We start from the raw sequence: 11,488 nt of genomic DNA on the forward strand, positions 1-11,488 counted from the left end.
TGTTTAGTTCTTATCTTTATCTACTAATTTTTTAGCACTGATCCAAGGCATCATAGCACGCAAATTGCGTCCTGTTTTTTCTATCAAAGAATCATTCATATTTTTGCGTTCTGCATGCATTCTAGCAAAACCTGCACGGCGTTCTAAGATAAAATCTTTTGCAAAAACACCATTTTGTATATCTTTTAAAACACCTTTCATCGCTTTTTTAGTCTCTTCAGTGATAATCTTTGGCCCTGTGATGTAATCGCCGTATTCTGCAGTATTTGAAATAGAATAACGCATATCTGCAATACCACCTTGATAAATCAAATCCACAATGAGTTTCATTTCATGCAAGCACTCAAAATAAGCCATTTCAGGTTCATAACCTGCTTCAACTAAAGTCTCAAAACCTGCTTGAATCAAAGCACTAAGTCCACCACAAAGCACGGCTTGTTCACCAAAAAGATCTGTTTCTGTTTCAGCTTTAAAGGTTGTTTCTATAATGCCTGTGCGTCCACCCCCAATCGCGCTTGCATAACTTAAAGCTAAATTTTTAGCATTTTTACTTTCATCTTGATGGATAGCTATTAAACAAGGAGTGCCACCACCTAGAGTAAATTCATTTCTTACTGTATGTCCTGGTGCTTTAGGTGCTATCATGATAACATCTACACCTTTTGGAACAACAATTTGACCATAATGGATATTAAAACCGTGTGCAAAAGCTATAGCCTTACCTTCACTTAAATTTGGTTTTATTTCGACATTAAAAATATCTGCTTGAATTTCATCAGGAGCTAAAATCATAATCACATCCGCTATCTTAGAAGCTTCACTTACACTCATTACTTCAAAACCAGCATTTTTTGCTTTAACAGCACTTACACTACCTTCGCGAAGTCCGATAGTTACATTTACGCCATTATCCCTTAAATTCATCGCATGAGCGTGTCCTTGAGAGCCAAAACCTATAATTGCTACTTTTTTTGATTTGATTAAATTTAAATCACAATCTTTATCATAATATACTGTAATAGCCATATTCACTCCTTAAAAATTCAAAAATTAAAGGTATTATTATAGCAATTAAAGTATAAATTTCATATTTTTTTTATAAACTTTATGTAAGAATTTTACAAAAAATCATAAAGTATTAAAAGTGAAAGAATTTTTAAACAGTCTTAGTTATGGCATTAGCTCTCACGAAGTAAGCAATGAATTTAAACAAATTTTAAGAGAGCTTTTAGCCAATCATATCATTAAAGAACACAAAAACAAATACTATCTTAACAATGGTTTTGCCTTTGGGGTGCTTGATATTTCGAGCAAAGGTACAGGTTTTTTACAATGCTTTGATGAAAGTTTTAAAAAAGATCTTTTGATAGAAAACAAAAACCTAAAAGGTGCAAACTATAAAGATATAGTTGCAGTAAAACTTCTACCTTTAAAGAAAAAACGCCCCAGTGCAAAGGTGATTTTGGTTCTAAAAAGAGCCAATGAAACCTCTTTAGTGATCACCAAAAGGTATGGCGAAGCCGTACTTGGAATGAATATCAAAACAGGATTAAGCACCGCCTTAAAAGCTTCTCAAAAATCCTTAAAAGCACTACCTTTAGGAACAGTTTTAAAAATAGAAAATGAAAATAACAATATCATAGAAGTTTTAGGGCATATCCACGATGAAAGTATAGATGAAAAAATCTCTTTAGCCCTTTTCAATAAAAACAACGAATTTAGCGACGCTTGTATCAAAGAAGCCCTAGCAAACGGCGATAGTGTTGATGCGAGTATGTATGAAAATCGCATGGATTTAAGAGCCTTGCCTTTTTGCACTATAGATCCTATACATGCAAAAGATTTTGATGATGCGATTTATTTTGACACTCAAAAACGAGAAATTTATGTAGCTATTGCTGATGTTAGCGAATATGTTTATGCTTATAGTGCTATAGATAAAGAAGCAAGAAATCGTGGATTTTCTATTTATTTTCCACATATTGCTATACCTATGCTACCTCGTCCTTTAAGTGAAAATATCTGTTCTTTAAAACCTCATTTAGATCGCTTAGCGTATTGTTTTAAAATCACACTCAATCATGAAAATAAAGTCATAAAAGAAGAACTTTTTGAAGGTATTATCAACTCAAAACGCCGTTTTAATTATGATGAAGTTGATGAAATTTTAATACAAAAACCTGATTTAAAAGAGCTTTCATGGCTTTATGAGCTTTTTGAAATCACAAAAAATTTACGCAAAATGCGTCTTAAAAATGCCTTTGAATTTCGCACCGAAGAATTAAGAATGAATTTAGATGAAAATTTAAGTCTAAAAAGTACAGTTTTTGAAAAAGACACGCCTTCGCATAATTTGATCGAAGATTGTATGCTTTTAGCCAATAAAGCCGCAGCAAAACTCATAGATATAGGTGTTTTTAGAAATCACTTAAGTGCTGATGTAAGAAAAATCGATAAGCTTTTAAATGAATTACGCGAATTAGGCATCGATGTAAATTTTAAGCCCAATCTTCCTGAGCTCATACGCGACATACAAGCTTTAGCTGATGAGTTAAATTTAAGAGCAGAAGTAGATAAACTCATCATCAAAGCACAAAAAAAAGCGGAATATTCTAGCGTCAATGCGGGACATTTTGGCTTAGGTTTTGATAAATACTCACATTTTACAAGCCCTATAAGAAGGTATTCTGATCTTATTTTGCACAGACTTTTAAAAGCCAAGCAAAAAAACGATGAAAAACTTTTTAATTATCTACTTTTAAACATAGAAAGCACTTGTGAGAATCTTAGCACACTTGAAAGAGAGGCGGATAAGGTTGCTTTTGATTTTATGGATAGAAAATTTGCTAGATGGGCAGCTAAAAATATAGGCAAAAAATTTAAAGCTTTAGTTGTCCAAAATGATGGAGTTTGCATAGCCAAACTAGATGATGAAATCAAAGGAGCGGATATAATCCTTTATGATACGCGTGTAAATTTGCTAGAAAATGTTGAAGTACAAATCATGGAAGCGGATATAGTTATGGCAAAAATTTATGCTAAAATCACCCAAAGACTTATAAAGGAAGAAAATGTATAGAAAAGAGCTTCAAATCTTACTTTCTAAAGATTCAATACCTAATTTTTTCTTTCTTTATGGAGCAGATAATTTTCAAAGCGAACTTTATGCTGAATTTATAAAAGAAAAATATAAGCCCGATGAAACTTTGAAACTTTTTTTTGAAGAATACAACTTCACTCGTGCGAGTGATTTTTTAAGCGCAGGATCGCTTTTTAGTGAAAAAAAATTACTAGAAATTAAAACTTCTAAAAAAATTCCAACAAAAGATCTTAAAGTTTTAGTCGAACTTTGTAAAAACAATACGGACAATTTCTTTCTTTTAGAGCTTTATGATGAAAGTTCTAAACAAAGCGATATAGAAAAAATTTTCTCTCCTCATTTTGTAAGATTTTTTAAAGCTAACGGAGCTAAAGAAGGCGTGGAGCTTTTAAGCATAAAAGCAAAACAACTAGGGGTTGAAATCACTCAAAATGCTTTATTTACTCTTTTTACAAGTTTTGATGAAAACTTATATCTTGCTGCGAGTGAGCTTAATAAATTTAGTGGTTTAAGAGTAGATGAAAAAACCATAGAACAATACTGCTATAGTTTGAATACAGGAAGTTTTGAAAGCTTTTTTGATAAAATTTTAAAGAAACAAGACTTTAAAAGCGAACTTGAAAAAATTTTAGATAATTTTAATGAAATTGCTTTAATCAACTCTTTGTATAATTCTTTTTATCGTTTGTTTAAAATCGCACTTTATGCTAAAGTCAATGGTAAAATTGATTTTAAAGATCTTTTAGGCTATACTCCACCTCCTCAAGTGGGACAAAATTTAAGCTCTCAAGCCTTTAGTTTAAAAATCGAACAATATAAAGAAATTTTCACTCTTTTGCTTAAATGCGAATACGAGCTTAAAACCAATTCTAAGCTCGTAAAAAAAGAATTTTTAATTTCAAATTTGCTTAAACTTGCAAGGATTTTAAAAAATTAATTTTTACTCTTCAATCCTCTTCACTTCTTTTAATCGTATTAAAATAATTTAAAATGATTGTATTGTTAATCTTAACTGAGTTTTTAAAATACTTTAAAAGAATGATTGCAATCTAAAAAGAGTTTAATAACCTTAAAAACATCCATCCTAATAATTTTAAAATTATCAGGATGAAATTTTTAACAAGTAGGAGAGTAAACTAATTAAACTAAGTATTATCTTTTATAAGATTACCAAAGATAATTAAACTGAGCAAATCCTGTATGGGTATTGCCATCTTTATCAAACATTCCATTATAGCTTAAACTAAAATAGAAAGCTTCATTAACAGGAACGATAAAAGAAGTGCTTACAAATTTTTGTACTCTTGGTAAATCAAACTCATCACTTACTTTTATATTACCAAATCTAGCCTCAGCTTCTACTTTAGGATTGATATTAAACTTAGCTCCAAGTTCTACTGAAGTTTTTAAATTAGGCAACCAATCTCTAAACCAAGTAAGACTTGTTTTAGTAGAGAAAAGATTTAAATAGTTTGCATAGGTTCTTTCTCCACCTTTAACTGTTGCTTGTCCTATGGTGTCTTTCATAGAAAAAGCTTCAGTATAACCTCCTTCATAAGCAAGACCTATTTCAGGAGAGAATATATCTTTATTAGAAATAAAATTCATACCTAAGGCTGTATTGACTCCATAAGCATAAGAATTAGGTTCAGCTTTAGCTTCATTATTTCCTATTTTTTCAGTTAAATCATTTTTAATCAAAGCAGCTTTACCTTGAGCTTTGATATAAACTTCTTGACCTTTTTCTGTAGTAAATAAGGTATTAAAGTATTTTAAACCTGCATAATAGGTTCTATTATTAATATCAAAATAAGTTGAACCCATTTTTGTATCTTCATAACCTGCATACACACCATATATTCCACTGTCTTTTAAAGTAGAATAACCTATAATGGTTCCTTTAGTGTGTCCTTTACTTTCTTCATTTAAAGAAAGTTCAACATTCTGTGAAGAAGTATAAGGAAGGATGAATAAAGAATGTTCTTTATTAGAACCATAGCTTCCATTATTTAAATCACTCTTTATATAATCACTTGCATCTGCATATAAATTACCCTTTTCAGACATAGCGATGCTTTGAGATTTACTTGAAGAAGCTAAAGCAAAGCTTTGCATAGAATTACCCATAACATTATCTATAAAGGTTGATCTTCTTGAAGTAGTAGAGATTAAAGATCTAAAGGTTGCACCTGATATGGAAGCATTAAGATTAAAATCTGTAGTAAGCTTTCCTGTTATTGGATCATAGCTTAAAGATATTTCTCCACTTCCATTGGTTCCTATATTGCCAATATTGTTTTGATTAACACCTGAGATGATGTTGTTTATATCGTTTAGCTCTTCAAGATCAACATTGCTTTGATCTACGGTGATGTTTTCTACTTTTACATTAAAAGCTCTACTTCCACCTATAACCACAGTGTTTAATTTACCTGTGTTTTTATCTGTAGAAACAAGCCAATCTTTGATTCCAACACTACCACTACCATTGTTAGTTACTGTATTACCATTTTCATCTTTACCTACTGAGCCTTGATTGGAGATTTCAACTTGTGCTGATCCTGAAACAGTGATGCCGTTATTTATGGTTGAGCCTTGTGAATTGGAAATACTAGTGCTTCCACTTCCTGAAGAACTAATACCGCCACTAATAGTTCCACCATTACTATTGCTAATCACCATATCAGCACTACCTGTACTTTCAATCTTACCACCGATATTACCTGAATTAGAAATTTCAAGTTTATTATCACTATTGTTAGTAATAGAACCACTTATACCTGTAGATGATGTAGAAGTGTTAGTGATAGAATCAAGTTTACTATCTTTATCTACAGTAATTGAACCAGAAATAGCTCCATTACCCTCATTGGTAATGGAATCAATACTACTACCACCACTTACTTGAACACTTCCTGAGATACTTCCATTACCTTGATTAACAAGACCACCTTCTACCTTAGCTCCACCTTCTATCTTGATATCACTACCTATAGAAGCATTACCTGTATTGATTATATTTCCTTCAAGTTTAGTGTTTTTCCCACTAACAATAATACCACCTGTTATACTTCCTGAGCCAGAGTTAGCTATGGCTCGATTCGAAGTAGCCGTAACAGTTGCTCCATCTTCTACTTTTATAGAGCCTTCTATTTTTCCACTTCGATTCAATATACCAACACCTCTTCCACCTTCTACCCTAGAACCTTCGCCAGATAAAATCATTTCTCCACTTAAAGAGGCCGAGTTTATCAATCTTATACCATCGATATTACCTTTTATAATGCCGCCATTTTTAAGTTCTATTTTTTGAGTTCGTGAGTTATTCTCTAATAAAATTCCATGTTCTTCACTATAAATTCCACTTACTGTGCCATTATTTGAACGTCCATCTATATATAAATCTCCTAGAGTTTGCGATCGACCCACTCCTATTGCCGAGTATTTTCCATAAACTTGACCTCCATCTTTTATAGTAAGTGTTCCAAATTTACCACCAGTTACAGATATTCCAAAAGCATTAGAACGGATAGATCCTGTGTTGATGATATTTTCTATGATACTACCATTTTCGAGTTTTATACCAGCAGACCAAGTTGCCGAATTGTTTTGATTAATGGTACCGCTATTTGTAAGAGTTTTAACAAGACTTCTGTTCATGTAAATACCAGCACTTTTACCATACATAATGCCTTCATTGGTCAATGTTTCTATAGTTCCACCTAATGATCTTATAGATATAGCATCTCCTTTTATGGTTCCCTTATTTATTAATGTTTTTACATTAGCATTTATCTGTATTCCATCGTTCGTTGCAGCAATTAAACCGTCATTGACGAAGGTATTTATTGTTGAACGAACATTTACACCCATTCTCTTGCCTTCAATAATTCCGGTTCCGGTATTGTTAAAATTCTCTATACTTGTTCCTTGAGATATATTTACTCCTGTGCCTTGTTTACTCTTAATAGTCCCACTATTAGCAAAACTTGATATATTGGCGTTACCAAAATAAATACTTTCACCAGTATTAGAGTGAATAGTTCCACTATTACTAAAATTATTGATTATAGATTTAGGGTTATCTTTACTCCCCCCCCCCAAAAAACTGTTACTCCAAATTTAGAAGAACCATTGCCTATGATACCTTGATTATCAAAGGTTTCTATGGTAACACCGTTATTTCCATTTGCTCCTAGTTGAACACTAGCAGTATTATTTCCACCTATAAGAGTTCCTTTATTTAAAAAGGTAGAAGTTGAAGAATTTGGTTGAAAGTTTACTGCTTGTTGCCCACCATTAGAAATAGTAATAGTTCCACTACTTTCTATAACTAGAGTATTGCCGGTGCCACTTATAGTTTTAGTTGAAGTTTGTAAATTATTTATAGTCTCATTATTCGAATTTCTAGATTGAAGACCTGACCTAGCTTTAGCATGTCTATTTGTCTCTTCGTAAGTTTTTATTTCAGGAGTAAGTGTAGCATGAGTACAACTTGCCAAAAAAGAAATAGTAGCTAAAGATAAAACTATCTTTTTAGAATTTAAACAGGAATTTTGTATATCTTTTGTGTATGTTTTAGTTAATGCAGTTTTATTCATAAATATTCCCTTTCCTTTTATATTTATATTTTCTTGTTTATATTTAAAAATAATATAAAACTATAATAAGAAAATAGTGAAGACTATATAATAATTATACTTAAATTATTATTAAAATTTTGGTTTAAATTTTTAGTTTAAATTAAAATATCTTAATAAGAATAAATTTGTATGAAATATTATCAATATTTTTATAATATTTTTAAATTTTATTTAAAATAAATTTAAAAATATATTTTTTTTAGTTTTTGCATTTTTAGATAAAATTTCAAAATTTATGATTTTTTAGCTTGGTTGTTAAATATTAAAATAATAATATCGATAAAATATTTACTATTGTAACAAAAACGCCAAATATATTATTTCATCACAAGTCGCATAAGATGTAAGTCCTCACCTTGTATGATTTTATATTCTATACTTTGACATTTAGGACACTTAAAAACATTTTCTTCTAAAATACTTGTTTGATCGCATTTTAAGCATAAAATTTCAAGCGGAGCAAGCTCTATAAAAAGTTTAGCATTTTTGCAAATATTTGAGTTTTCTTTAAAAGTTTCAAAACAACGCTTAAAAAGATCCACTTCTATACCACTTAAACGCCCGATTTTTACATAAATTTCTTGCACATTACAAGCCTTATTGTTTAAGGCATTTTCTTCGCAAAGTTCGATTAAAGATTCTACTATACTTAATTCGTGCATTAGCAAATTCTTGGTAAAAGTTCGCCTTTAGGACTTTCTAAAAAGCGTTTTGCTCCATAAGCGTTTTGTAAGATCACGCGTGCTTTTTTCTCTTCTAAAACTTCTCCTATAATACTCGCATTTACATTGTATTTTTTTAGAATTTCCAAGGCTTTTAACTCATCTTCTTTTTCCACACAAAGTATAAAAGTGCCTTCATTTGCAAGCTCATACGCTTCGTAACCAAAAAGCTCGCAAAGTCCTAAAACCTCATCTTGAACGATGATTTTTTCTTCAAAGATCAAAAGATCATTTCCACTTTGCTTTGCCCACTCATTTAAAACCGCACTAAGCCCCCCGCGAGTAGCATCTCTCATGGCCACAACCTTTATATCTTTTTCTAAAAGCTCTAAAACCTCTTTATTCAAAGCCTTGCAATCACTTTTAATATCAGCTTCTAGCTCATTTCTTTTGATTAAAACACTAGCTCCATGCCTTCCTATATCGCCTGAAAGAAGTATGCTAAGCCCTGCTTTGATATTTTTACTTTCTTTTTTAGAAATAATTTCACCTAAGGCTGTAGTGTTGATATAAATTTCATCTGCTTTACCCTTAGGAACAACTTTAGTATCGCCACAAACTAACATAACTCCACATTTTTCACATTCTTCTTTAATGCTTTTTAAAATACGTTCTAATTTTTCTAGCTCAAAACCTTCTTCTAAGATAAGCCCTAAACTTAGATATTTTGGCTTAGCACCTACCATCAAAACATCATTAATAGAACCACAAACACAAAGTTTACCTATATTAACCTCTTCATCTAAAAAAATCGGACTTAAAACAAAAGAATCCGTGCTTAAAGCCAAATTTCCCAAAATCGCTGCATCATTATTTGCGTTTAAAATTTCATTATCAAAGATCTTAAAAAGCTTAGTTAAAAGCTCATTCATCTCTTCTCCACCGCCTCCGTGGGCTAAGGAAATATTTTTCATGCATTCACCTTTGAGTATTTATAATACGCCGCACAAGCACCCTCGCCAGAAACCATACAACTTCCTATAGGACTTCTTGGCGTACAAGCCTTGCCAAAAACTTTACAATCATAAGGCTTGGCCAAACCTCTTAAAATTTGCCCACAAATACAGGCTTTGCTTTCATTTTTACTTTGAACCGTACAATCAAATTTTTTACTCGCATCGTAAGCGCTAAATTCTTCTTTTAACTCCAAGCCTCCATCTTTAATAAGTCCTAAGCCACGGAATTCAAAATCACACACCCTAAAGTATTTTTTTACTAAATTTTGTGCTTTAACATTGCCTTCTTTGCTTACGGCTCTTTTGTATTGATTATACACTTTAAAAGTGCCTTCATTGCTTTGTTTTATGATATTTAACACACTTTCTAAAATATCAACTGGCTCAAAACCACTCACCGCTATAGGGGTTTTAAATTTTGCTGCTAAAGGCTCATAAATACCATAACCTGTTATCACACTCACATGAGAAGGACCTAAAAAAGCATTGATTTTTACATTTTCATCATTCATGATCGCTTCTACAGGTGCTGGAACTGTGATATGATTGATATGAAAAAAGACATTATTTATTTTTTCTTCTATAACCTTTTGAAGAAGTAAAGCACTCATAGGCGTAGTAGTTTCAAAACCTATAGCAAAAAAGATGATATTTTTGTTTAAATTTTGCTTAGCAATTTCCAAAACCTCAAGCGGAGAATAAAGCGCTCTAACATCAGCCCCTTTAGCTCTTAAATCCAGTAAAGAAATTTCACTTCCAGGCACCCTTAAAAGATCCCCTAAAGTACAAAAAATCGTATCTTTCATGGAGGCTAACTTGATAGCTGTATCAATGCGAACTCTTGGCATAACACAAACAGGACATCCTGGCCCATGGATAAAGTTAATTTCCTTTGGCAAAATAGAAGGCAAAGCATATTTCATGATACTATGCGTATGCCCACCGCAAATTTCCATGATATTAATAGGATTTTTAAGTTCTTGTTCTATGAGTTTTTTTAAAGCTAAAATGCTTTCTTTATCTCTAAATTCATCGATGAAATTCATTTAAACCCAAATCTCCTTCATCACTTTTTATCTCTCCACTATTCATTTTTTCTACTATTTCTTGATAGGTTTTAATGCTTTCTAGTGCAGCTTCTTTGTCGATTTTTTCCATAGCAACGCCTACATGGATTAATACATAATCGCCTTGTTTTAAAGGTTCATCAATCAAATCCAAATTAACTTTTCTTTTCACGCCTAAAGTTTGTACTAAAGCATTGTTTAACTCATCGATTTCTAAAATTTCAGAAGGTATAGACAAACACATTAAAAAAGCTCCTTTTTAAGTTTAAGCACCTTATACCAAAGCTCCATATTGGTGCCATTTTTTGCATCAAGGGTGATAATATCTGCTCTAGGATTTAATTCTTTAATCAACCTAGTCGCCTCTTTAATATCGAAATCAAAATGATGAGCTAAATCTGCCTTTGTGATTAAAACTATATCAGCCTTTTTAAACATCACAGGATATTTTTGCGGTTTATCACTTCCTTCAGTTATCGAAAGCAAAACCACATTTAAATGCTCTCCTAAATCATAACTTGCAGGACAAACCAAATTTCCAACATTTTCTATAAAAAGCAAATCCACATCATCAATGGCTAAATGATGCAAAGCCTCATGCACCATAAAAGCGTCCAAATGACAGCTTTGTCCTGTAGTGATTTGATACGCCAAAGCTCCGGCATTTTTTACCCTTAGAGCATCATTATTGGTTTCTAAATCCCCTTCAATCACAGCAATTTTAAGTTCATTTTTCAAAGCCTTAATCGTGCTTTCTAAAAGCGTGGTTTTTCCACTACCTGGAGAACTCATTAAATTGATACAAAGCGTGTTAGCTTCATTAAAATGCGCTCTATTGTGCTTAGCTTCTTCATCATTTTTGCTTAAAATTTTAGAAATCACTTCTATGGTTTTACCCTCTTTTAAGCTTGGATTTTCATGATGGTGGTCGTGATGATGACCATGCGTATGGCTTGAATTTATAGAGCAGCCGCAATCTTTACACATTTTCTTTCCTTAT

Annotated in this window: 8 protein-coding genes and 1 pseudogene; 2 read left to right on the forward strand and 7 right to left on the reverse strand. The window is 31.8% G+C overall.

Annotation, left to right across the window (positions count from 1 at the left end; all coding sequences use genetic code 11):
- Positions 1 to 3: 3 nt before the first annotated feature.
- Positions 4 to 1,026, reverse strand: a complete 1,023-nt coding sequence (ilvC, locus tag FBF15_RS04985; protein WP_002852218.1) for a ketol-acid reductoisomerase — start codon at positions 1,024 to 1,026, stop codon at positions 4 to 6.
- A gap of 118 nt (positions 1,027 to 1,144) precedes the next feature.
- Here ilvC and FBF15_RS04990 point away from each other — a divergent pair, with 118 nt between their 5' ends.
- Both FBF15_RS04990 and holA read left to right on the forward strand, forming a co-directional pair.
- Positions 1,145 to 3,079, forward strand: coding sequence for a ribonuclease R family protein (locus FBF15_RS04990; protein WP_165432954.1), 1,935 nt, complete (start codon positions 1,145 to 1,147; stop codon positions 3,077 to 3,079).
- Positions 3,072 to 4,037 (forward strand): DNA polymerase III subunit delta, encoded by a 966-nt coding sequence (gene holA / locus FBF15_RS04995; RefSeq protein ID WP_052784021.1) that lies wholly within the window; start codon positions 3,072 to 3,074, stop codon positions 4,035 to 4,037. Before FBF15_RS04990 ends, holA begins: the two co-directional genes overlap by 8 nt.
- Positions 4,038 to 4,267: 230 nt before the next feature.
- On the opposite strand, the pseudogene FBF15_RS05000 reads toward holA, so the two are convergent.
- The 6 genes and pseudogenes from FBF15_RS05000 to hypB form a co-directional block, all read right to left on the reverse strand.
- A pseudogene (locus FBF15_RS05000) lies at positions 4,268 to 7,701 on the reverse strand (autotransporter outer membrane beta-barrel domain-containing protein).
- Positions 7,702 to 8,060: 359 nt separating this feature from the next.
- A complete protein-coding gene (hypA, locus tag FBF15_RS05005; RefSeq protein WP_002826529.1) occupies positions 8,061 to 8,405 on the reverse strand; it encodes a hydrogenase maturation nickel metallochaperone HypA in 345 nt (114 codons plus the stop codon).
- Positions 8,405 to 9,379 carry a hydrogenase expression/formation protein HypE gene (gene hypE / locus FBF15_RS05010; RefSeq protein ID WP_002776344.1) on the reverse strand — a complete coding sequence of 325 codons (975 nt, stop codon included), beginning with the start codon at positions 9,377 to 9,379 and terminating at the stop codon, positions 8,405 to 8,407. The genes hypA and hypE overlap by 1 nt, the downstream gene beginning before the upstream one ends.
- Positions 9,376 to 10,467, reverse strand: a complete 1,092-nt coding sequence (hypD, locus tag FBF15_RS05015) for a hydrogenase formation protein HypD (RefSeq protein WP_002776343.1) — start codon at positions 10,465 to 10,467, stop codon at positions 9,376 to 9,378. The genes hypE and hypD overlap by 4 nt, the downstream gene beginning before the upstream one ends.
- Entirely contained in the window at positions 10,451 to 10,732 is a 282-nt protein-coding gene (locus FBF15_RS05020) for a HypC/HybG/HupF family hydrogenase formation chaperone (protein WP_002776342.1), read from the reverse strand. The genes hypD and FBF15_RS05020 overlap by 17 nt, the downstream gene beginning before the upstream one ends.
- Positions 10,732 to 11,475 carry a hydrogenase nickel incorporation protein HypB gene (gene hypB, locus FBF15_RS05025; protein ID WP_002776330.1) on the reverse strand — a complete coding sequence of 248 codons (744 nt, stop codon included), beginning with the start codon at positions 11,473 to 11,475 and terminating at the stop codon, positions 10,732 to 10,734. The genes FBF15_RS05020 and hypB overlap by 1 nt, the downstream gene beginning before the upstream one ends.
- Positions 11,476 to 11,488 lie beyond the last annotated feature (13 nt).

It is taken from the genome of Campylobacter sp. CFSAN093233 (assembly GCF_011068165.1).
GTDB lineage: Bacteria > Campylobacterota > Campylobacteria > Campylobacterales > Campylobacteraceae > Campylobacter_D > Campylobacter_D jejuni.

What these genes read in the sequence shown, in the direction of transcription:
- ilvC (WP_002852218.1), bottom strand. Translation starts at nt 1,026, where the DNA reads ATGGCTATTACAGTATATTATGATAAAGATTGTGATTTAAATTTAATC.
- holA (WP_052784021.1), top strand. Translation starts at nt 3,072, where the DNA reads ATGTATAGAAAAGAGCTTCAAATCTTACTTTCTAAAGATTCAATACCT.
- hypA (WP_002826529.1), bottom strand. Translation starts at nt 8,405, where the DNA reads ATGCACGAATTAAGTATAGTAGAATCTTTAATCGAACTTTGCGAAGAA.
- hypE (WP_002776344.1), bottom strand. Translation starts at nt 9,379, where the DNA reads ATGAAAAATATTTCCTTAGCCCACGGAGGCGGTGGAGAAGAGATGAAT.
- hypD (WP_002776343.1), bottom strand. Translation starts at nt 10,467, where the DNA reads ATGAATTTCATCGATGAATTTAGAGATAAAGAAAGCATTTTAGCTTTA.
- FBF15_RS05020 (WP_002776342.1), bottom strand. Translation starts at nt 10,732, where the DNA reads ATGTGTTTGTCTATACCTTCTGAAATTTTAGAAATCGATGAGTTAAAC.
- hypB (WP_002776330.1), bottom strand. Translation starts at nt 11,475, where the DNA reads ATGTGTAAAGATTGCGGCTGCTCTATAAATTCAAGCCATACGCATGGT.